The 21385-nt window shown below is 35.2% G+C and carries 22 protein-coding genes and 1 pseudogene; all 23 read left to right on the top strand.

The window, feature by feature from the left end; all coding sequences use genetic code 11:
• Positions 1-162: 162 nt before the first annotated feature.
• The 23 genes and pseudogenes from AOC35_RS11205 to AOC35_RS11095 all read left to right on the top strand — a co-directional run bounded on the left by AOC35_RS11205 (position 163) and on the right by AOC35_RS11095 (position 21366).
• Positions 163-348, top strand: coding sequence for an AbrB/MazE/SpoVT family DNA-binding domain-containing protein (locus AOC35_RS11205; RefSeq protein WP_108647164.1), 186 nt, complete (start codon positions 163-165; stop codon positions 346-348).
• Between the two features lie 207 nt (positions 349-555).
• Positions 556-1131, top strand: coding sequence for a type IV toxin-antitoxin system AbiEi family antitoxin domain-containing protein (locus AOC35_RS11200; protein WP_245898494.1), 576 nt, complete (start codon positions 556-558; stop codon positions 1129-1131).
• Positions 1124-1972, top strand: coding sequence for a nucleotidyl transferase AbiEii/AbiGii toxin family protein (locus AOC35_RS11195; protein WP_108647162.1), 849 nt, complete (start codon positions 1124-1126; stop codon positions 1970-1972). The genes AOC35_RS11200 and AOC35_RS11195 overlap by 8 nt, the downstream gene beginning before the upstream one ends.
• Positions 1973-2129: 157 nt before the next feature.
• A complete protein-coding gene (locus AOC35_RS15840) occupies positions 2130-2258 on the top strand; it encodes an Entericidin EcnA/B family protein (RefSeq protein ID WP_108647161.1) in 129 nt (42 codons plus the stop codon).
• Positions 2259-2323: 65 nt separating this feature from the next.
• Positions 2324-2875 carry a bifunctional pyr operon transcriptional regulator/uracil phosphoribosyltransferase PyrR gene (gene pyrR / locus AOC35_RS11185; RefSeq protein WP_108647160.1) on the top strand — a complete coding sequence of 184 codons (552 nt, stop codon included), beginning with the start codon at positions 2324-2326 and terminating at the stop codon, positions 2873-2875.
• Positions 2876-3183: 308 nt separating this feature from the next.
• Entirely contained in the window at positions 3184-4242 is a 1059-nt protein-coding gene (locus AOC35_RS11180) for an aspartate carbamoyltransferase catalytic subunit (protein WP_108647159.1), read from the top strand.
• Between the two features lie 509 nt (positions 4243-4751).
• Positions 4752-5264, top strand: a complete 513-nt coding sequence (rfaH, locus tag AOC35_RS11175) for a transcription/translation regulatory transformer protein RfaH (RefSeq protein ID WP_108647158.1) — start codon at positions 4752-4754, stop codon at positions 5262-5264.
• A gap of 434 nt (positions 5265-5698) precedes the next feature.
• Positions 5699-6514, top strand: a complete 816-nt coding sequence (locus tag AOC35_RS11170) for a YdcF family protein (RefSeq protein ID WP_108647157.1) — start codon at positions 5699-5701, stop codon at positions 6512-6514.
• Positions 6515-6798: 284 nt separating this feature from the next.
• Positions 6799-7194 (top strand): hypothetical protein, encoded by a 396-nt coding sequence (locus AOC35_RS11165; RefSeq protein WP_108647156.1) that lies wholly within the window; start codon positions 6799-6801, stop codon positions 7192-7194.
• On the top strand, positions 7191-7646 hold the full coding sequence (locus tag AOC35_RS11160) for a low molecular weight protein-tyrosine-phosphatase (protein WP_108647155.1): 456 nt from the start codon (positions 7191-7193) through the stop codon (positions 7644-7646). The genes AOC35_RS11165 and AOC35_RS11160 overlap by 4 nt, the downstream gene beginning before the upstream one ends.
• Positions 7643-8767, top strand: coding sequence for a polysaccharide biosynthesis/export family protein (locus tag AOC35_RS11155; RefSeq protein WP_108647154.1), 1125 nt, complete (start codon positions 7643-7645; stop codon positions 8765-8767). Before AOC35_RS11160 ends, AOC35_RS11155 begins: the two co-directional genes overlap by 4 nt.
• A 19-nt stretch (positions 8768-8786) precedes the next feature.
• Positions 8787-11132 carry a polysaccharide biosynthesis tyrosine autokinase gene (locus tag AOC35_RS11150; protein ID WP_108647153.1) on the top strand — a complete coding sequence of 782 codons (2346 nt, stop codon included), beginning with the start codon at positions 8787-8789 and terminating at the stop codon, positions 11130-11132.
• A gap of 122 nt (positions 11133-11254) precedes the next feature.
• The gene (tviB, locus tag AOC35_RS11145) at positions 11255-12532 is read left to right on the top strand and encodes a Vi polysaccharide biosynthesis UDP-N-acetylglucosamine C-6 dehydrogenase TviB (RefSeq protein WP_108647152.1); all 1278 of its coding nucleotides are present in this window, start codon (positions 11255-11257) and stop codon (positions 12530-12532) included.
• Positions 12529-13569 carry an NAD-dependent epimerase/dehydratase family protein gene (locus AOC35_RS11140; protein WP_108647151.1) on the top strand — a complete coding sequence of 347 codons (1041 nt, stop codon included), beginning with the start codon at positions 12529-12531 and terminating at the stop codon, positions 13567-13569. Before tviB ends, AOC35_RS11140 begins: the two co-directional genes overlap by 4 nt.
• A 51-nt stretch (positions 13570-13620) precedes the next feature.
• Positions 13621-15405 (top strand): ABC transporter ATP-binding protein, encoded by a 1785-nt coding sequence (locus AOC35_RS11135; protein WP_211307512.1) that lies wholly within the window; start codon positions 13621-13623, stop codon positions 15403-15405.
• Between the two features lie 36 nt (positions 15406-15441).
• Positions 15442-16440, top strand: a complete 999-nt coding sequence (gene pseB / locus AOC35_RS11130; RefSeq protein WP_108647150.1) for a UDP-N-acetylglucosamine 4,6-dehydratase (inverting) — start codon at positions 15442-15444, stop codon at positions 16438-16440.
• A gap of 14 nt (positions 16441-16454) precedes the next feature.
• On the top strand, positions 16455-17621 hold the full coding sequence (gene pseC / locus AOC35_RS11125) for a UDP-4-amino-4,6-dideoxy-N-acetyl-beta-L-altrosamine transaminase (RefSeq protein ID WP_211307565.1): 1167 nt from the start codon (positions 16455-16457) through the stop codon (positions 17619-17621).
• Between the two features lie 456 nt (positions 17622-18077).
• Positions 18078-18338: a putative sugar O-methyltransferase gene (locus tag AOC35_RS15835; protein ID WP_108647149.1), complete on the top strand. Its 261-nt coding sequence runs from the start codon at positions 18078-18080 to the stop codon at positions 18336-18338.
• Between the two features lie 17 nt (positions 18339-18355).
• Positions 18356-18604: pseudogene (locus AOC35_RS15830) on the top strand (putative sugar O-methyltransferase); the annotation flags it as partial.
• An 83-nt stretch (positions 18605-18687) separates the two neighbouring features.
• The gene (gene pseF, locus AOC35_RS11110; protein WP_108647147.1) at positions 18688-19377 is read left to right on the top strand and encodes a pseudaminic acid cytidylyltransferase; all 690 of its coding nucleotides are present in this window, start codon (positions 18688-18690) and stop codon (positions 19375-19377) included.
• A gap of 71 nt (positions 19378-19448) precedes the next feature.
• Positions 19449-20132 (top strand): methyltransferase domain-containing protein, encoded by a 684-nt coding sequence (locus tag AOC35_RS11105; RefSeq protein ID WP_108647146.1) that lies wholly within the window; start codon positions 19449-19451, stop codon positions 20130-20132.
• Between the two features lie 37 nt (positions 20133-20169).
• Positions 20170-20619, top strand: a complete 450-nt coding sequence (locus AOC35_RS11100; protein ID WP_108647145.1) for a hypothetical protein — start codon at positions 20170-20172, stop codon at positions 20617-20619.
• A 48-nt stretch (positions 20620-20667) separates the two neighbouring features.
• Positions 20668-21366 (top strand): WbqC family protein, encoded by a 699-nt coding sequence (locus tag AOC35_RS11095; protein ID WP_159077560.1) that lies wholly within the window; start codon positions 20668-20670, stop codon positions 21364-21366.
• Positions 21367-21385: the final 19 nt, after the last annotated feature.

Raw genomic sequence — 21385 nt, 5'->3', positions numbered from 1 at the left:
TATCTAGATGATCATAAAGCTTTGCCACTAGCAAGTAAGCCTAGGCATGGTGAGATTACTGTAGGTCTAAATGTTGGAGATCTTTAAATGTGGCAATTCAAAGAAGAGATAGAATAAAAAATTACATCAGTGTTGTGAACAATCGTACTCAAGGAGTTAAAAATGTCTAATGAAGCAAACTTCTCAGAAAAAGAGAAGAAAATAACCACTCGAAATATAGAAATTGATCACGCTATTGGACAAAATAAAAATGCTTGGAATAACTTTTTCTTAAATGGGTTTGAAGTATCAGAGGATTTCATGAGTGAGCGTGCAGAACAAAAGCCAGATAAAAGAGACGCCTTTTAATCCAAAAGCGTTTATTTAAAATTACCATTGCAATTGATCAACTATAACCGAGATCTAAGTGAGAATTCCTCTTTACTTTAAGAATGGTAATTTGAAAAATATAGTTTAGAAATCATTAGACCATACAAAATGTAGGTATTTATTAATATTTACCGACAATATGTTAAAATAGTTTATATGCAATCCTCTAAAGAAACTATTCTAGTTATGGCGGCTCAAAAAGGTATTTTAAGAGCAAGGGATTTGGCTAACCTAAATTTACCCAGAGGTGAACTGGCAAAGCTAGTAGATGAGGAGCGATTGTTGCAGCTCAGTCGAGGTTTATATACTCTTCCCGATCGAGTAGTCACTGAACAGTCTACCTTGGCGGAAGTGGCCATTAAATTTCCCCATAGTATATTTTGTTTACTTACTGCTTTACAGATACATGGCTTGACGACACAGTCTCCACATCAAGTTTGGTTGGCGGTGGATGTAAAGGCACGTGCACCACATATGCAATACCCGCCACTGAGGGTGGTTCGATTCTCAGGTGAGGCCTTAGAGTCAGGAGTGCAGACTAAAGTGATTGATGAAGTGGTGAGCATCTGCGTGACTGATATTGAAAAGACAATCGTAGATTGTTTTAAATACCGAAATAAAATTGGTATAGATATTGCCATTGAGGCACTGCAGGAGGCTTGGCGAAGTAAAAGGATGTCCATGGATCAAGTTTGGGAATATGCCAAAATTTGCCGAGTAAATAATGTAATGAGACCATACCTAGAGAGTCTAAATGGTTGATAAAAACATTGCAGCCTCAGTTAGAGCAAAGTTGAAAAACAAGGCGAAAGATGAAGGTAGAGATTTTAATTTAATTCTTACCCGTTATGCACTGGAACGATTTTTGTATCGGCTAAGTATCTCTGCCCATCGTGATCATTTTTTGCTAAAGGGAGCGTTGCTATTTGATGTGTGGTACGACGTACCATTAAGGGCAACAAGAGATATCGATTTGCTTGGCTTTCAATTGCCTGAGGCGTCTTATTTAATACAGGCTTTTAAAGATCTTTGTGAATTAGAGTTGAGAGATGGTATTAGCTTTGATGGAGACAGTATTCGTGCGGAAGAAATTCGTAAAGAGGCAAACTATACGGGTATGCGAATTAACTTAGTGGCAAATCTTGACAGTGCCCGATCAGCTGTACAAGTAGATGTCGGTTATGGAGATGCAGTTACGCCAGCACCTGAGTTGGCTGACTATCCAGTATTGCTGGATGAGTTTCCTAGCCCTAAATTAAGAGTGTACCCACGTTATACCGTAGTAGCTGAAAAATTAGATGCAATTATTTCTCTTGGAATTGCTAATAGTAGATTGAAAGATTATTTTGACCTATGGGTTATCCTACATCACTCTGATTTAGATAAAGAAACTTTAAGGAAAGCTGTAGAAGCGACAATTAGTCGAAGAAAAACCATCATGCCTAAAGGCTTGCCTACGGGCTTAACGAGTGAGTTTTCACAAGATAAAAACAAAAATATTCAATGGAATGTGTTCTTAAGAAAAAATCAATTAGAAAAATATGAATTAAATGAACTAGTAAAAGGGTTGGAAAATAAATTAGGATATTTATTCGAAGGTTGAATCTTAGAAATTTGTCAGATTAACTTGGAAAATAAAGTCTAAGGGATTTTAAAATGACAAAAATTACGAAAAAAATATTAGATTTACTTAGAATTTTTTTTTAAATTTACAATAAGATCTTGTTAAACAAATTTTTTACAAATGAAAAGGTGAATCGATGAAAAAACTTCTAATGATTTTGACCCTCAGCGGTTTGGCTTTTTCACTGGTGGCTTGTAATACCGTACAAGGTTTAGGTAAAGATATTGAACGATCAGCCACTTGGACAAAAGAAAAATTACCTTAATTAGAAATTACCTTAAGCTTTTAAATGCAGTTTTTTTAAGATACCCAACCAAATAAATCATCACCATGACTGCCAACATACCAGACGAGATCCCATCATCCTTACCGGATGCTGAAAAGCTCTATACGCATTTATTGGGCTTACTCAAAGAAGCGCAGATCAAAAATCCTAATCTTCAACTAGCAGGTCTAGCCAGTGGCGGAGTTTGGGTAGCGCAGCGTTTAGCGAAGGATCTAGGATTATCTAGTTATGGGGTTGTGAATGTGAGTTTTCATCGTGATGATTACTCTGCAAAAGGGACTAGTGCGATTAATAGTTCAGAAGGGATGTCGACGAACTTACCCTTTTCAGTAGAGGGTGCTCACGTCGTCCTAGTCGATGATGTCTTGGATACGGGTAGAACGGTGCGAGCTGCTCTGAATGAGCTGTTTGATTTTGGTAGACCTGCCAAAGTGGAGCTAGCTGTTCTTGCCGATCGTTATCGTCGTGAACTACCAGTAGAGGCGTCTTACCGCGGGGCTAAGGTATTGGATCTTGGTGATAATCAACGCTTAGTCTTGAGCATGCTCTCCAATGGGAAGTTGGATTTCAATACAGAGCGTAAGGTGCCTGCTTAATCCTATTTGCTGATCAGTACTAGTATGAAGGTTAGGTTAGGAGTTTGTGACTAGAAACTTGGGGCTAAGGATTTACCAATTAATGCTCAAGGGTTAAAAATTAAATTGGTGAATTCATTTTAAAGGCGATGGAATAGGATAACCCTGCTTCTGAATCATAACTACTAAATCGGAACTACTGAATCGGAACTACTGAAGTTTAATAATGTAATCGTCCTTAAGGGATGTTTAACTAAAAATACCTGTTATTTTTGTTAAGTCGTAAAATGTAGGCAATTACATAATGATTATTGGAGTTTTAAGAATTCATGGACTTTTCTGATAAAAATAACGATTCTTCTTTAAATCCCACTAGCAATCCCAAAAGTTCCAGCTCAAACCCGATAGAATCCTCACCTATTTCTGCCTCAAAAGCACCTCAGATTCAACTCAATGCTAACAAACAACTAACCCACTTGATCACGCTCGAAGGATTGCCTAAAGCAACGATTGAGCAAATTCTGGATACGGCAAATCAATTCGTTAGTTTTAATAATCCAAGCCGTGAAGTAAAGAAGCTGCCACTACTAAGAGGTAAAAGTGTTTTCAATCTCTTTTTTGAAAACTCTACCCGTACTAGAACCACCTTTGAAATCGCCGCTAATCGGCTATCAGCGGATGTCATTAATTTAGATATTCAAACCAGCTCGACTTCTAAGGGAGAAAGCTTACTCGATACGATTGATAACTTAGTTGCAATGCAAGCAGATATTTTTGTGGTTCGACATAAAACCACGGGTGCTTCAGAGCAAATAGCTCGGCATTTGCCGAACTATGTACATGTCATTAATGCTGGAGACGGCACGAATCAACATCCTACGCAAGGACTGCTAGATCTGTTTACCATGCGTCACTTTAAGAAAGACTTCACTAAACTAAAAGTCGCAATTGTAGGGGATGTAATTCATAGCCGGGTTGCTAAATCGAATATTTATGGCCTAGCTACTTTAGGCTGTCAAGATATACGTGTCATTGGTCCAGAAAGCTTAATTCCAAGTGATCTTGATTTACAGGGGGTCAGAGTCTTCCATAGTTTAGAAGAAGGCTTAAAAGGGGTGGATGTGGTGATGACCCTTCGAATCCAAAAAGAGAGAATGGAAGTAGGTCAAGTTCCTGAAGGTGAAGAGTTCTTCCGGCAGTGGGGACTGACACCAGAAAGATTGGTACTCGCCGATAAAGAGGCAATTGTGATGCATCCTGGACCAATGAATCGTGGAGTGGAGATTGCAAGTGAAGTGGCTGATGGTCCTCAGTCGGTGATCCTGAAACAGGTGACGTTTGGGATTGCAGTAAGAATGGCTGTGATGTCGATTGTTGCTGGGAATTAACTAGGAATTAAATAGAAAGCAAGAGGAATCAAAGACGAATGAAGGGCTCATTTACTAATAATCAATTAGTAAAAGCTTGTATTAACTTTAGTCTATGCGTATTTGAAGTTCGCAACATCAGTTCATGACGTGACTCGCGGTAAAAATATCCATGTGATTCAATAACTTGGATTTTTTAGCTCCTTCATTTAGTTTGTAAGAAAGGCGCAAAGTTTCGTATGATGCTATTGGAGTATTTGGTATCGATGAGATACCTCGCTTAATTGTTGGAGATTAGACCAAGAGTTGCTGTTGAAATGCTAAGTTTGAGGCAGTACTTTGAAGGCTTAAGCAGATAATGTAAGGGTTGCTAGTTCACCTCCAAAAGGAGGTATTTTTATGCATCAAAGTAGTGCAAGTGTAATTAATTTCATTTGAGTAACTTATAATCCCAACAGCTTATGGAGCTTTTTTACTAAGATTCTGAATAAAAAAAATGCGGCAAAACATGGAAGGGTTATGGTTGAATCATGAGTTGGTATGTCATACACACAAAACCTAGGCAAGAATTTAGGGCTCAAGAAAATCTGCTAAACCAAGGCTTTGAAGTGTATTTACCCACTATCTCCAAGGAAATTATTCGAAGTAAGTCATTAGATACTAAAAGCGAACCTTTGTTCGCAAGATATTTGTTTATCAAGTTAGATCAAGTGCATAGTAATTGGTTTCCGATTCGATCAACTAGAGGTGTGCATCAAATATTACGGTTTGGGATGAATACGGAACCGGTAAAGGTGCCGGATGAGTTGCTCATGATGATTAAAGAACAAGCAGAAAGTTTTGGACAAGTCACAAAAAAGATCTTTGAGACGAATGAAAAAGTAATGATTCAAGAAGGGCCGATGAAAGGCCTAAGTGGTAGTTTTCAAGAAATCCAACAGCAGTCAAATGGTGAAATCAGGGCAATGGTTTTGATAGAGCTGCTGGGTAAGTTACAAAAGATACAAATCCCTGTTTCTTCCCTCATTAAGGGGATTGAATAAGGTGTATTTAATGTCTATTTTTAAAAGTCGATGATTATCTTAAATAAATAAATGACATTTAATTGATTTGTCATTTGTAAAGTGCTGAAATAGTAAATTCCCATCTTCCTTAAATCCTAGGCGGAATGGCGGTAGCGTGCTAAAAAACTAAAATTTACCGTTTAGATAATTCAATATTGTTTAAATCAGCCATTACATACCTTGATCAGATGGGCCTTGTAATGAGTAATCTTGAAATTTATCCAAAAAAGAGATGAAAACAGATGGATTGCTGGTATTTGTAAATTATCTTTAACAAGGTCTCTGTTACTTTATTGACAATACTCTTGTCTCAATATTAGATAACTAAATTAATAAGATGTTAAAAAACGCAATCGAATTTAAATAAATAAATACTGAAAGAAATCAATTGCGCGAGAGTTTAATCTCAAATCATGAATGAAAGTTGGACGATTGCATGGGCTGCTAGAAACATTCTTGCTAACGCCCTAATGCCGCCACTGTTATGGTTGTTGTTAGCAATTTTTGCTCTCTTATTTTTAAATAAAAGACGAAAACTTCAGTACTCTACTTTAGTTTTATCGATCATTTTATTGTGGGTAACTAGTACAGTGGTGTTTAGTCAAGCATTCACCGGTTGGGTTGGCTACTTAGTAAACTGGCCTAAACCATTGATGTTTGATGAAATCTCGACTCTTCCAAAACCTCAAGCAATCGTTATCTTGGGCGGTGGGGTTAGGCGTGGAGCTCAAGAATTACCGGATTATCAAACTCAAGACATTTCTAAAGAAGGCATGGAACGGCTCAGAATGGGTGCCAGACTTGCCAAAAGTACGCACCTACCAGTTCTAGTTGCAGGCGGTTTACCAGACAAAACAAATGTTAATGAGTTAGCAGAAGGGACTTTAATGGCGATAGTTCTGGAAAAAGAACTAGGTACGTCAGTTAAATGGATAGAAAAAGATTCCAATACTACCCATGAAAATGCCTTGTTTTCTGCAAAAATATTGAAGAACGACGATATACAAAAAATTTACCTAGTGACCCATTTTTGGCATATACCTAGAGCAATGCGAGAGTTTACCCAAGCTGGCTTTGAAGTCATACCAGTTCCACTTGGCTTCGATAATAAAGAAAAATTTACTCCCCTTGATTATTTGCCGGGAGCTTCAGGTCTCTTAAGAACGCAACAAGTTTGGCATGAACTATTAGGATGGGTTTTAGGTGGTTTTAAAAAATCAACAACCTAAAACGAGTTTTGATGAAATAACTTAAAAAATTCATTAGAAACATGATTAATCATTGCAATACCTAATGTTTAGGTTGTTGATGACTCAGTTGCAATAACTTGCAGCCGATAGAGCGATGAGAAGCTCAATAATAATTAGTATCAAATGACAAAATCTAGTAAGTTAGTGACTTCGTATATAGTTTTACTAGATTAATTTGAAAAAATGAGGAACTTCAAAATCATTTATTTTGTTCATTTTTGGCTATTTTTAACGTAATTCTGGACGTTTTTTGATCAATATCAATGTTTAAAACACTATTTCGTAGTCTTTGGAGAGGGATCAAGGAGCTAGGCTCAGAGTCAAGTTCTTCTGGCCGTAGAAAAAAAGGTGGCTACCGTAGTGGTTTTCAAAGAATCTTATGGGCTGGAATACTGTTGTTTATGTATTTTGGATTTATTTATTACACCATGATGAGCTCTGAGGCTGGATCAGAAGACAATTCAGGAATATTTAAACTTTTATTGGGAGCCACGATTGTTGCCGCATTTGGCGCATACTTAGCGCCAAGATTTTCAGACTATGTAGAAGGTTGGACATCCTCTGGGCGTAGAAAAAAACTACAAAAATCGCAGAATAGTTTGATGAAAAAACAATCTGAATCTGAATCTAATCGTAAACCAAATAAATCAGCCGAATGAGTTTTAGAATTTTGACCGTCTGCACAGCAAATATTTGCAGAAGTCCAGTAGCCCAAGTGATGCTTCAAAAACTATTAAATAGTAATGTCATTGTTCATTCAGCTGGCACATTGGCAATGAATGGTAATCCTGCAGATGTCATGATGCAACAAATCATGAAAGAAAAAGGTTTCATTGAGATTGAAGAACACCGCTCGAAACCATTATTACCATCTGTGATTAACGATTATGATTTGCTTTTATGTATGGAGAGTGAACATTTAGAAATGGTGCAAAAGATGAATCCATTTGCTACCGCAAAAGCAAAATTACTTGGACAATGGAGTCAACGTGTCGAAGTACAAGATCCATTTGGTGGGCCTGAGTATGCTTACCGTGAATCTGTTGAGCAAATAGACTTTCTTACTCAACAATGGGCTAAAAAATTAATCGATTTAGGAATGATTTCATGAAGTTGTTGAACTTAATAATATCTTTAGTCGTGTTAGCACTGTCTGGTTGTTCTGTCTTGCCAGGTATGTCAGCTCATTATGCTTTACAAGACGAAATCGTAGATGGACCAACCGATGTACCATTTACTTTAGTAAGGATTACGCCTTCTTTAATCGATAAAATGAGTAGGGCTGAGGAGGATGCCAGAAAGAAAGTGGTTGAAATCGGACCAATAGTTAATCCACCAACTGCCCCTTATCGTTTAGCTGCACATGATGTCTTGCGTATTTTTGTGTATGGTAATCCAGAGTTGTCTCCAGTCATTACGACAGCCAGTACAGCAGGTCTTGCTAGTACTCCTTCAGGGCGTGTCATTGATGAAAAAGGGGACTTATTTTTCCCTTTAGTGGGTTCAGTTCACGTTGCTGGATTGACAATTACCGAGTTTAGAAAATTACTCACTCAAAAATTAAATCGTTATATCGTTGATCCACAAATTGATGTGGATGTAGCAGCTTTTCGTAGTCAAAAAATATTTGTAGCGGGTGAAGTAAAAACCCCAGGTTTGGTCGCCATCACAGATATGCCACTGCGCATTATGGATGTTCTTGGTCAAGTAGGGGGCTACACTCCTGAGGCAGATATTAATAATCTGCAATTAACTAGGGGTAAAGACAATATCTCGATTGATTTAGAGAAAATGTACTTCAGTGGCAATACTTCAGGAAATTTATTACTGCAAAATGGTGATGTACTCACCATTCCTGACAGGCAGTCTCGAAAAGTATTTATTCTGGGCGAATTTGGTAATGCCAGCGGAGTGAACCAAGCGCGTTCTTATGTAATGCGCCGTGGTAAAACAAGTTTAGCCGAAGTGATATCCGATGCAGGTGGTCCTAATCCTTTTTCATCTGATGCGAACAAAATCTACGTGATGCGGGCTGATGAAAATGGTGATCCGGTGATTTACCGTTTAGCGACTAGAGATCCTGCATCACTGGTAATGGCAGATAAATTTACAGTAAGACCGCGTGATGTTGTATTTGCCACGCCAACCGATTTGACAGAGTTTGGTCGCTTCATCGCACAATTCTTCCCATTTACCTCCGCCGTTCAAACGGTAAAAGCAACGCCCTTTTAACGAAAGTTAGACCTCATTTATGAATACCGAAGTCTCATCATTTAATGGCAATGGTAACGGAGCCAATAATCCGCAGATTCAAGAGGAGTCAACTGCCAAGTTTTCGATTGTAGATATCGTTGAAAATATTTACTTTTTTCGCTGGGCTTTTTTACTTATTTTTGTTTCTATTTTGCTGGTCTCGATTCTCTATGCTTTACTTGCAAGTCCCATCTATATTTCGGATGCATTGGTACAAGTCGAAGACAAAAAGAGTGGTAATTTAACTGGATTACAAGTCGGTCAGTTGCCTTCAACTGCTTCCTCACTCATCGGTGAGATGGAAATCATCAGCTCACGCACTGTAATCAGTGAAGCAGTTGAGGCCCTCAATGCTAACGTGACGTTTCAAGTACAAAATCGTCTGCCAATTGTCGGTAACTTTTTAGCAAGAACTTTAACAAAAGGTCCTGATGGATTAGTTCAACCACTATGGGAAGGAAGTAAATGGGCATGGGGTGGAGAGAATCTTAAAATCGGACAGATTAATATTCCTTCCCAATTTTATGGTTACAACTATTACTTAAAAATTGGCCAAAATCAAGCCTGGGAAATGCTCGATAGTAATCAGGAAGTTTGTTTGAAGGGTAAAGGAGTAGGGGTTATCTCTGAAAATCCAACTCAAAATTATGCTCTCTCTTTAGACGCTCTCAAAGCAAAACCTGGCACAACCTTTTTGATTCGTGTGTTTTCTCCTGTAACAAGAGTAGGACAAATCAATTCAGGTTTAACGCTTGCCGAGAGTAAGCGGGGATCAACCATTATCAAGTTGACTTACGCTGATACTAATCCTTACCGGGCAGCTGAAATTTTAAATGCCATTGTGAACTCTTATGTTGGCCGAAATATTAGCCGAAGATCAGAAGAAGCAGAAAAAAGTTTAATCTTCTTAGAAAAAGAGTTACCTCGGCTGCGAATGGAGTTGGACAATAAACTCAAAGATTTAAATGATTATCGAAGAGTAAATAAATCCCTTGATATCAGTTCGGACATTAAAGAGGTTTTAGACAAAGCTTCTTTAACTGAGACGAAGCTCCTTGAGTTAGATTTGAAAAGAAAAGAGTACTTAACTAGGTACCAACCAGAGCATCCTATTATTAAAGCCATTGATATTCAGATGAGTCAGTTGTCAGGTTTTAAAAAGCAAATTAATCAAAAAATTGATGGATTACCGCAGTTACAACAAGAATTCATCACCAAAGAAAGAAATTTACAGGTTCAAAATCAGTTGTACCTCTCCCTCTTAAACAACGCTCAACAATTAAGAGTGACTAAAGCAGGTACAGTTGGTAACGTCTATATCGTTGATGCACCAGTAGTTCCGCAATATCCTTCAAAGCCGAAAAAACCTTACATTGTTGCTGGTGGAGCATTACTCGGATTTTTACTCGGTGTAGCGGTAACTCAGATTTTGGCCTTGCTGACTCAGATCATTCATGATCCAAAAAAACTAGAACAAACCCTCGGCATCAATATATTGGCTATTTTGCCACTTGCTGTTGACCAAATTGACCAAATTGAAAAGAATGCTGACAAAGCATTTATGATTGCCCACGATAAACCAACGAGTACTTCTGTTGAAGCGATTCGATCCCTACGAACGACTACTTTATTTGCTTTGTCGGAAAAACCAAGATCAAAGGTGATCTTGATTACTTCAGCAGTTCCTTCACAGGGTAAATCGTTTATTTCATCGAACTTAGCCTATTTATTTGCTAGTACCAATAAGCGAGTTTTATTGATTGAAGCAGACGTTCGTAAACCAACGATTAAAAGATATGTTAATTTTCAAAAGGGAACACCGGGGCTTACTAATTATTTACTGAACGGTGGCGATATTAAGCCTTTAATTATGAAAGAGGCTTATCCCAACCTAGACTTTTTACCTGCTGGACAAACGATTAAAAACCCAGGAGATATTTTATCCTCAGATGCAATGATTAATTTAGTGAATCAATTAGCCGAGGAATATGATTATGTCGTGATTGACTCCCCTCCTTTATTACCTGTGAACGATGCGAGATCTCTAGCTCTATGTTCAGACGTTACCTTATTTATCGTTCGCCAAGAAATGTCGAGTATTTCAGAGGTTCGTGAAGCGATTGATATCCTTGAAAAAGGTGGCAGTAAGATCGATGGCATTGTGTTTAATGGTTTTGTACCCTCACAAATTCGTTACAGTTATAGCTACGGATATGGCTATAGTGGATATAGTCGTTATGGCAAATATGCTAAGTACGGAAATAAATACGGAAGAACTTATGGTTCCTATGGCCGATATCGCTACAAAGACTATAGCGATAATGAAGACTCTACCAAGAGCTAAATGACGAAAATTTTAAAATTCAACTTATAAAGTTTCAACCATTCAGTTTTTTCTAAATATTCCAATAGTAATTTAATCAATTTAATCAATACGTCAAGTCAAGGTTTTAAGTTAACATACTCATGAATAATGTAAATGAATTACGTCTAGCAGTCATCGGTCTGGGATACGTTGGACTTCCTCTTGCTGTAGAGTTTGGTAAGCAACGCAAGGTCGTTGGCTTTGATATTAATCAACAACGCATTGATGAACTCAGATTAGGCCAAGATAAGACTTTAGAAACATCCTTGGAAGAACTAGGCGAAGCCAAGTACCTAACATTTTCAACAGATATCGAAGAGCTTCGTTCTTGTAATTGTTTTATTGTTACAGTACCAACACCAATCGATGAATTTAAACATCCTGACTTGACCCCACTGATCAAGGCGTCAACTACAGTTGGTAAAGTTCTCAAGTCAGGTGATATTGTGATCTATGAATCGACTGTCTATCCAGGATGTACTGAAGAGGACTGTGTGCCTGTTTTAGAGAAGTATTCAGGTCTAAAATTCAACCAAGATTTTTATTGTGGGTATAGTCCAGAACGGATTAATCCTGGAGATAAGGAACATCGATTACCCTCGATCAAAAAAGTGACTTCAGGCTCTACCCCTGAAATTGCACAAATCGTAGATGAGCTCTATCTGCAAATTATTACCGCTGGAACACATAGAGCCTCAAGCATTAGGGTTGCCGAGGCCGCAAAGGTGATTGAAAATACACAACGTGATGTCAACATTGCCCTTATTAATGAACTAGCACTCATCTTTAATAAGATGGGGATTGATACTGAGGCGGTATTACAAGCCGCGGGTAGTAAGTGGAATTTCATTCCCTTTCGACCAGGTTTAGTGGGTGGCCATTGTATTGGGGTTGATCCATACTATTTAACTCATAAAGCGCAATCGATTGGATATACCCCTGAAGTAATTCTTGCTGGTAGAAGATTAAACGATCATATGGGTAGTTATGTGGCAAATACTCTAATGAAGGCCTTAACTAAGAAACATATACCTATTGAAGGTGCAAAAATCCTTGTGATGGGACTGACCTTTAAAGAGAATTGCCCAGACTTAAGAAACACAAAAGTGGTTGATATTGTGCAAGAACTCAAAGAGTTTAACTGTGATGTAGATGTCTTTGATCCATGGATTAATCCCATAGAGGCAGAGCATGAATACAGTATTACGCCAATTGAAACTCTGCAAGATAACCATTACGATGCGATTATTTTGGCAGTTGCCCATCATGAATTTAAAGAAATGGGCATTGAAAAAATACGCAATAAAGGTAAATCGCAAACCGTTATTTACGACTTGAAATACCTCTTTCCTAAAGAGTTAACTGACATTAGACTATGACCCAAACAGTATTTGAAGAGGTAAAACAACAGCTCATTAAAGAGCCGAAAAAATGGTTAATTACTGGGTGTGCGGGGTTTATTGGCAGTAACTTGTTAGAAGACTTACTTAAACTAGATCAAACGATTGTTGGGCTGGATAACTTCAGTACAGGCTTTGCGCATAATTTAGAAGAAGTGAAATCATTAGTCACGGCAGAACAGTGGCAAAGATTTACGATGATTGAAGGTGATATTCGGGACTTAGCTACTTGCAAAAAAGCTTGTCAAGACATTGACTATGTACTACATCAGGCAGCACTTGGATCTGTGCCAAGAAGTATCGAAAATCCGATTGCAACGAATCAAAGTAATATCGATGGTTTTTTGAATATGTTGGTAGCAGGAAAGAATGCAAAAGTAAAAAGTTTTACTTACGCAGCCAGTAGCAGTACTTACGGCGATCATCCAGCATTACCGAAGATAGAAGAAAATATTGGACAACCGTTAAGTCCTTATGCAGTAACTAAACTTGTAAATGAGTTGTATGCCAAGGTCTTTAATAGAACTTACGGATTTAATTCAATTGGACTTAGATACTTCAATGTGTTTGGTAAAAGGCAAAATCCGAATGGTGCCTATGCTGCAGTAATTCCGAAGTGGATTGCAGCAATGATTAAAAATGAGCCTGTGTATATTAATGGAGATGGTGAAACGAGTCGAGATTTTTGCTACATCGCTAATGCGATTCAAGCGAATATTCTTGCAGCGACAACACAGAATCCAGAGGCGATTAATCAGATCTACAACGTTGCTGTTGGAGATCAAACTACTTTAAATATTCTTTATCAAGCTATTCAAGAAAATCTGAGTAGAAATTATTCACATGTGAATGAATCAAAGCCAGTTTACAGAGATTTTAGAGCCGGAGATGTTAGACATTCATTGGCTGATGTTAGTAAAGCAAAAAACTTATTAGGATATGCCCCGAATTACAGAATCCGCGAAGGGCTGAAAGAGGCAATGACATGGTATTTGGGCTCAATATCAGTTGATTAGTTGATGTTTCTGAAAACCACTTAATCATCAAAGACACTTTAATCGAATTAGATGCTAAATAAAATTGAACAACCCACAATAGTTAGTCTTTTAAAAGCTTTGTGGGTTCAAATTAGTCAAAAGAGAAGAAAACAATTAGGGTTGTTGTTGAGTTTAATGATCTTAGCTTCTTTTGCTGAAATTATAAGTATTGGCGCAGTATTGCCATTTCTCGGAGTATTGACATCTCCCCAAAGAATTTATGAAGCAAAAATTTTAGCTCCATTAATTCAGTATTTTAATTTTTCCAAAGCCCAGGATTTGGTTTTACCAATAACTATCTTATTTTCATTGGCCGTAATTTTTGCGGGTGCTTTAAGATTAATCCTTTTATGGGCTAGTACAAAGTTATCCTATGCAATTGGAACGGATTTAAGTTTTAGTATTTTTAAACGAACCATTTTTCAAAAATACGAAATTCAAGTTTCTCGTAACAGTAGTGTTGTTATAAATGCGATTACTCAACAAGTGAGCTCTTTAATTACTATACTCAACGGGGTTTTAATTTTATTAAGTTCGAGTGTAATCTTAAGTGCAATATTTCTTACTCTAATATTAATTGATCCAATTGTTGCATTAAGTACATTTGTGGGTTTTGGTTTAATTTATATCCTCTTAATAGGTACAACACGTAAAAAGCTTGTTAAAAATAGTAAAGAAATCTCTGACGATGCGAGTAAGTTGATTCAAGTATTACAGGAAAGTTTAGGTGGGATAAGAGAGGTTTTAATTGATGGAACCCAGCTTACTTTTTGTAATATTTATCAAAAAGCAGACCTTAATCTTCGACGTGCTCAGGGAAATAACCTATTCATTGGACAAAGCCCACGTTATGGAGCTGAGGCTTTAGGAATGTTTTTGATAGCAATCATCGCTTATTTCCTGACGCAACAAACGGATGGTATAGCAAAAGCTATTCCAATATTAGGTACATTAGCATTAGGTGCTCAAAGACTTCTTCCTGTTTTACAACAAGCTTATCAATCTTGGACAACTATACGTGGTGCGCAATCATCATTGGCAGACACGTTAATTTTGTTAGAGCAACCGCTACCACAAATACAAGATAGAACTTTTATTAAAAAAATGGAATTCAATAGCAGTATAAAGTTTAATAATGTGTCTTTTCAATATGGTACTAACCTACCTTGGGTTTTAAAAAACGTAAATTTAACGATAGAGAAGGGCAGTAGGGTAGGTTTTATTGGTAAAACAGGTAGTGGAAAAAGCACTCTCTTAGACCTATTGATGGCTTTATTGGAAGCAACAGAGGGCACATTGGAAATAGATGGTAAAACAATCAATTCTTCCAATAGCTCTGCATGGCAATCAAACATTGCGAATGTCCCCCAATCGATATTTTTGGCTGACAGTTCGATAGCTGAAAATATCGCATTTGGGATTCCAATTGAAAATATTGACTACCAAAAAGTTAAAAAAGTTGCAGAGCAAGCTCAAATTAGCGCAGTGATAGAAGCAATGCCCGAACAATACAAAACGATTGTTGGGGAGCGAGGGATACGTTTGTCGGGTGGTCAACGACAAAGAATTGGTATTGCACGTGCACTTTATAAGGGTGCTGATGTAATCATCTTTGATGAAGCAACAAGTGCCTTAGATACTGAAACTGAAGAAGCGGTAATGCAAGCTATAGAAAATTTAAACAAAAATCTTACAATACTTATCATAGCTCATAGAATCACAACGCTTAAAAACTGTACTAAAGTTATAGAGCTTGGAAATAATAGTATTCAGCGTATGGGAATTTACCAAGAAATAGCAGAGTTAGAAAATTAATTTTTAAAATAAGAGCAGTTTAATCAAACAATTTATATGTTAAAAAATTCAAATATCCTCATAACAGGTGGAACTGGTTCTTTCGGTCACACATTTGTTCCACTCACTTTAGCAAAATACAATCCAAAGAGACTGGTAATTTACTCCCGTGATGAAATGAAACAGTGGGAAATGGCAAAATTATATGGTAACGATGATAGAGTCCGGTTCTTCATTGGAGATGTGAGAGATAAAGATCGTCTTGCTAGAGCTCTTAATGGAATAGACTACGTTGTTCATGCCGCTGCTACAAAAATTGTTCCAACAGCTGAATACAATCCTTTCGAATGCGTCAAAACAAATGTAATCGGAGCAATGAATTTAATTGATACTTGTATCGACCAGGGTATAAAAAGAGTCGTTGCATTGTCAACAGATAAAGCAAGTAGTCCTGCTAATTTATATGGAGCTACTAAGCTTACCTCAGATAAGTTATTTATTGCTGGTAATTCCTATGCTGGTGGAAATGAAACAAGATTTGCAGTCGTTAGATATGGAAATGTTATGGGATCTAGAGGTTCCGTAATACCATTTTTTATGAGCTTAAGAGATAAGGGAGAACTTCCAATCACTGATGAACGAATGACAAGATTTATGATTACTTTAGAGCAAGGGGTTGACTTAGTTTGGCATGCTTTTGATGATATGGTTGGCGGAGAAATTTATGTTAAAAAAATTCCTTCTATGAAAGTTACAGATATCGCAAAAACTATTGCAGTAAATGCAATACAGAAAATAGTTGGCATAAGACCTGGTGAAAAATTACATGAGCAAATGATTGGCCCAGAAGATGCTCCTTATACTTATGAATATCAAGAGCATTATAAAATTTTGCCCGCCATCCATAATTGGAGCCAAGATCCCAAAAGAATTAATGGTGGCAAACTTGTAAACTCTGAATTCACATATTGTTCTGATAACAATAATGATTGGTTGAGTGTTGATAAACTTACAAGTTGGATAGAGAAAAATAAAGAAAAAATTGGAAAAATTTAATAGTGAAAATTGAAATGATCCCATATGGAAAACAAGATATAAATCAGGATGATATTGATGCCGTAATACAGGTTTTACGTTCTGATTTTCTTACTCAAGGACCAGTAGTTCCTGCATTTGAGGAAGCGGTATCGACTTATTGCAAAGTAAAGTATGGAATTGCTGTAAGTAATGCAACTGCTGCATTACACATAGCATGCCTAGCATTAGATGTTGGTCAGGGGGATATCGTTTGGACATCTCCTAATACCTTTGTTGCTAGTGCAAACTGTGCATTATATTGTGGTGCAAGTGTTGATTTTGTAGATATCGATTCTAAAACATACAACTTAAGTGTTGATCGATTAGCTGAAAAGCTATCTATTGCTAAGAAAGGGGGGATATTACCAAAAGTAGTAATCCCAGTGCACCTTTGCGGGCAATCTTGTGATATGGAAGCAATCCATGAGCTTAGTAAAGTTTATGGCTTTAAGATTATTGAAGATGCATCGCATGCAATAGGAGGTAAGTACAAAAATCAACCGATTGGAAATTGTAAATTTAGTGACATTACAGTTTTTAGCTTTCATCCTGTAAAAATCATCACATCAGGTGAGGGTGGAATGGCACTTACAAATGATGAATACTTGGCAAAAAAATTAAGACTTTTAAGAAGCCATGGCATTTCAAATTCTAAGGTTGACATGGAAGAGAGACCAACAGAAGAAATCTGGAATTATCAACAGATTGAATTGGGGTATAACTATCGCATGACAGATATCCAAGCTGCACTGGGATTAAGTCAATTACAGAGATTAGATGAGTTTGTAGCCAAACGTAACGTAATAGCAAAAAATTATGATGAACTATTAAAGGGTTTACCTTTAGTCACTCCATGGCAAGACCCTAATGGGATGTCGAGTTTTCATTTGTATGTTATTCGTTTAAATCTATCTCAAATAAATAAAACTCAAAAAGAAGTTTACGAAGAAATGCGCAATCAAGGAGTTTTAGTAAATTTGCATTACATTCCTGTTTATAGGCAGCCATATTTTGAAAAAATGGGTTTCGACAAAGGGTATTGTAAAGAAGCCGAAAAGTACTTTACTGAAGCTATGAGCATACCTATTTTTGCAAAGTTGACAAACATTCAAATGGGTCAAACAATTAATGCAATTAAATCTTTAATGATTAATTTTTAGAAGAAAGAAAAGATATGAATAGTTATTCATCCCTGGATTTAGCTTTCACTGATATGCAAAATCAAGATTTTATATTTCGCCCAAAATTGTTTTAGCAAGAAGCATTTAAAATAATTGAATCTGAACTTAAAGATAAAGGAATTGATAACTTTAGAAATATAGACATTGAGCTGAATTATTTTGTGCCAACATATGGATATCTAGGGAATTCTTTTGAGTTAAGTACCATTAAGAGATTAATAGATGAATTTCAACTTGATGAATTAAATAATAAAAAAACCAAATTACACTTAACCAATTCTTGAATGAATTTACATAGGCTTTATTTGACTTTAAAATTTAATAAGCACCAGATAATCAAAATAAAGTACCTTATCTTAACAACTTTACAGAAAGAAATTTTGGTAATACGGTTGAGAAATTCAAATTTAATAATAGAAAATTTATTAGAAGTTCATTAAATTACTTATTAGGACTAGCATTCTGAAAAAAACTTTGAAACAAGATGAAACTTTTCAAACAGTGCTTGAAATTGGTAGGGGATTTGGAACTTTAGGTGAAGTTCTAAAAACTTCTGGTTTAACAAATTTTAAGTATATTGATGTGGATATTCAACATCTCAGTTATATCGCTCAAAATTATTTAAGTAATGTATTTCGAGTGGAAAATGTCCGGATCTACGAAGAGACCGCCAATAAGCAAGATATTTTTATTTAAATTTACCAAAAGTATCGGCACTTTGTTCATGGCAAATAAAAAACTTACAAGATAAAGTTGATTTATTTGTAAACTTTATATCTTTTCAGGAGATGGAACCAAAAGTTGTGAGAAATTATCTTGAACAAGTAAGAAGGTTAGAATTTACTTGGAATATGTTAAGGAATAATAAGGAAGGTAAGAATATCTCAAAAGAAAATGATGTGGGAGTTATTAAGCCAATTCTAGGTGATGATTATCTTAATATGTTACCTAAATATGATTAAGTCGAAAGAAATGTAATACCATTTGGTTTAGAAACAATAGACAATTTCAATACTGAACTCATGCATTTAAAACATAAAAGAAAATGAATATAGCCGTTATACCTGCCAGAGGAGGCAGTAAAAGAATTCCTAGGAAAAATATTAAGGATTTTTGTGGTAAGCCAATAATCGCTTGGTCAATTGAGGTTGCTAGAGAATCAGGGTTGTTTAGTAATGTAATAGTCTCAACAGATGACGATGAAATTGCCCAAATTTCGAAAGAATTTGGAGCTGAGGTTCCCTTTGTACGTCCCGAAGAATTGTCAAATGATTTTGTAGGTACTACAAAAGTAATTGCACATTCGACTAATTGGGCTTTAAATAAATATTCGAATTTGGAAGCTGTTTGCTGCATATATGCCACAGCTCCTTTTATTCAAGTACAGGATTTAGTTGTTGCATTTAAGAAACTAAAATCAGAAAAAAAAGATTATGTATTTTCAATAACAGACTTTGGAACATCAATTTTTAGATCATTTCAGTTGGACTCGAATGGGGGATTAGAAATGTTTTTTCCAGAGCACTTCGATACAAGATCACAGGATTTACCTTCTGCATTTCATGACGCTGCTCAATTTTATTGGGGAGATACGAAATCTTGGATTGAAGAAAAAAAAATGTTTTCTAAAAATTCAGGCGCAATAACATTGCCTAGATGGAGAGTCCAAGATATTGATACTCCTGATGATTGGATAAGAGCAGAAAAAATATTCAAAAATATAAAAAATATATAATCATCAAACTTTTAACTTAACAAAACCTTTTATACAATAAAAGTAAATTAATATTTCAGTTAATAAATAATATGACTAGACCATCATTTACGTTTAAAAACTATTACAGAATGTTTAAAGCAAAAGGAATTAGACTTCCGTTTTATTACTTTTTTCAGGCACATTTTTTTGACTTATATTATGGTGTGGATACCCATTTATGGTTACCCAAAGATTATATTAAGCAAAATAATGAAAATTTAAAGTATGCTGAAATTTATATGGCATCATGGACAAATGAAGTAAAAAGAATATTTAAAAGGGTAGAAAAAATATTAGGAGATACATTTATAAACTATAAATTTATAGATATTGGATGTGGCAAAGGTAAAGTAGGAATTATTTGGACTAAATTATGCTCAAATAAAAATATAAAACAAGACATATTTGGACTAGATATAGTTCCTGAATTGATAGAAATTGCGCAACAAAATCATTTGAAAATTTATGGTACAAAAGGTAATTATTATATAAAAGATGTTACAGAGATAAATCCAAAAGAATATGGTCAAAAATTTATTTTATATTTATATAATCCTTTTGATCAATTTATACTAAATAAATTATTAATTAAATTTAAGGAATATGAAACTATAATTATTTATACTAATCCAGTACATCATGAATTTGTTTTGAAATATGGGTTTTCAAAGATATTCGAACACAAGGGTTTTCATGGAAATTTAAATACAATAACCTATAAAAATCAGATTTAATTAAATTATTTAAAATAGTGAAATATAGATCTGCAAAATGAGCAAAAGTAAAACACATATTAGCAAAAATAATATTTCATTAATTAGAATTAAAAAAAATTACGATTATGTTCAAATCCTTTACGAAATATTATTAAAAAGAAGAAAAAATATAAGCCATATCTCGATGCCAAATTACGAACAGCATATTAATTTTGTTTTAAATCACCCTTATCGAATTTGGTTTATTGTCAAATATAATGAAAAAATAATTGGTACAGCATACCTGTTGAAAAATAATTCAATTGGAATTAATGTGTTAGAGAACCAAAAAATTGTAATCCCATTAATAATAACTCAAATATTAAAAAAGTATAAACCATTGAAGGCAATCCCTTCTATAAGAACTGAATCATTTGACTTTAATCTGTCCCCAAGTAATAAAGATTTTATTTCGATTCTGGAAAATCTTGGAGCAGAGTTATCACAAGTTACTTATACTATATAAAAATTAAGTGTAATTAAAATTATAAAGTAAAGAAATTAGGGGCACAAAGTGATAAATATTACTGTTTCTATTATGCAACCAACATTTTTACCTTGGGCAGGCTATTTCAATTTAATTCATAATTCTGATAAATTTATTTTTTTAGATGATGTACAACTTGAAAATCAAAGCTGGCAAACCAGAAATAGAATTTTGATGAATGGAGTCGTAAATTGGATTAGTTTACCAATAAAGCATGAAAATAAATCTCAAAAAATAAATGAAACAAAGTTAACTAATTTAGTGTATTGGAAAAAGAAATTTCTAAAAAGTTTTATAATTAACTATTCAAAGCACCCATACTTTGAAAATGGGCTTGAAATAGTTAATCTATTAATGAATTCAGATGAAAATTTACTATCTAATTTAAATCAAGAAATTATCCTTTTTTCCTTAAAAAAATTGAATATTAAATCAAATATTTATTTATCTTCTTGCTTAAATATTGAAGGCGTTAGAACTGATAAACTTATTGCTATTTGTGAATCTTTAAAAGCAACTTCATATTTATCACCAATTGGTTCAAAGAATTACTTAGAATTAGATGGTTTCGAAGAAAATACAAATATTAAATTAATTTATCAAAATTATAATCCTATCCCTTATTTACAAAAAGGTTCTATGGAGTTTATATCCCATCTTTCCATTTTAGATATAGTATCTAATTTAGGTTGGTTAGGAGCAAGAAATTATATTGTTGATAATTGAATAAAACATCAATTAAGGA

The organism is Polynucleobacter rarus, assembly GCF_003072505.1.
In the GTDB taxonomy this organism is placed as follows: domain Bacteria; phylum Pseudomonadota; class Gammaproteobacteria; order Burkholderiales; family Burkholderiaceae; genus Polynucleobacter; species Polynucleobacter rarus.
The sequence above is the reverse complement of the archived record's forward strand: the minus strand, read 5'-3'. Positions and strand labels throughout refer to the sequence as shown.

Bases quoted from the DNA above. Each gene is read 5' to 3' on its own strand.
- AOC35_RS11205 (WP_108647164.1), top strand. From the start codon at position 163: ATGTCTAATGAAGCAAACTTCTCAGAAAAAGAGAAGAAAATAACCACT.
- AOC35_RS11200 (WP_245898494.1), top strand. From the start codon at position 556: ATGGCGGCTCAAAAAGGTATTTTAAGAGCAAGGGATTTGGCTAACCTA.
- AOC35_RS11195 (WP_108647162.1), top strand. From the start codon at position 1,124: ATGGTTGATAAAAACATTGCAGCCTCAGTTAGAGCAAAGTTGAAAAAC.
- AOC35_RS15840 (WP_108647161.1), top strand. From the start codon at position 2,130: ATGAAAAAACTTCTAATGATTTTGACCCTCAGCGGTTTGGCTTTTTCA.
- pyrR (WP_108647160.1), top strand. From the start codon at position 2,324: ATGACTGCCAACATACCAGACGAGATCCCATCATCCTTACCGGATGCT.
- AOC35_RS11180 (WP_108647159.1), top strand. From the start codon at position 3,184: ATGGACTTTTCTGATAAAAATAACGATTCTTCTTTAAATCCCACTAGC.
- rfaH (WP_108647158.1), top strand. From the start codon at position 4,752: ATGAGTTGGTATGTCATACACACAAAACCTAGGCAAGAATTTAGGGCT.
- AOC35_RS11170 (WP_108647157.1), top strand. From the start codon at position 5,699: ATGAATGAAAGTTGGACGATTGCATGGGCTGCTAGAAACATTCTTGCT.
- AOC35_RS11165 (WP_108647156.1), top strand. From the start codon at position 6,799: ATGTTTAAAACACTATTTCGTAGTCTTTGGAGAGGGATCAAGGAGCTA.
- AOC35_RS11160 (WP_108647155.1), top strand. From the start codon at position 7,191: ATGAGTTTTAGAATTTTGACCGTCTGCACAGCAAATATTTGCAGAAGT.
- AOC35_RS11155 (WP_108647154.1), top strand. From the start codon at position 7,643: ATGAAGTTGTTGAACTTAATAATATCTTTAGTCGTGTTAGCACTGTCT.
- AOC35_RS11150 (WP_108647153.1), top strand. From the start codon at position 8,787: ATGAATACCGAAGTCTCATCATTTAATGGCAATGGTAACGGAGCCAAT.
- tviB (WP_108647152.1), top strand. From the start codon at position 11,255: ATGAATAATGTAAATGAATTACGTCTAGCAGTCATCGGTCTGGGATAC.
- AOC35_RS11140 (WP_108647151.1), top strand. From the start codon at position 12,529: ATGACCCAAACAGTATTTGAAGAGGTAAAACAACAGCTCATTAAAGAG.
- AOC35_RS11135 (WP_211307512.1), top strand. From the start codon at position 13,621: ATGCTAAATAAAATTGAACAACCCACAATAGTTAGTCTTTTAAAAGCT.
- pseB (WP_108647150.1), top strand. From the start codon at position 15,442: ATGTTAAAAAATTCAAATATCCTCATAACAGGTGGAACTGGTTCTTTC.
- pseC (WP_211307565.1), top strand. From the start codon at position 16,455: ATGATCCCATATGGAAAACAAGATATAAATCAGGATGATATTGATGCC.
- pseF (WP_108647147.1), top strand. From the start codon at position 18,688: ATGAATATAGCCGTTATACCTGCCAGAGGAGGCAGTAAAAGAATTCCT.
- AOC35_RS11105 (WP_108647146.1), top strand. From the start codon at position 19,449: ATGACTAGACCATCATTTACGTTTAAAAACTATTACAGAATGTTTAAA.
- AOC35_RS11100 (WP_108647145.1), top strand. From the start codon at position 20,170: ATGAGCAAAAGTAAAACACATATTAGCAAAAATAATATTTCATTAATT.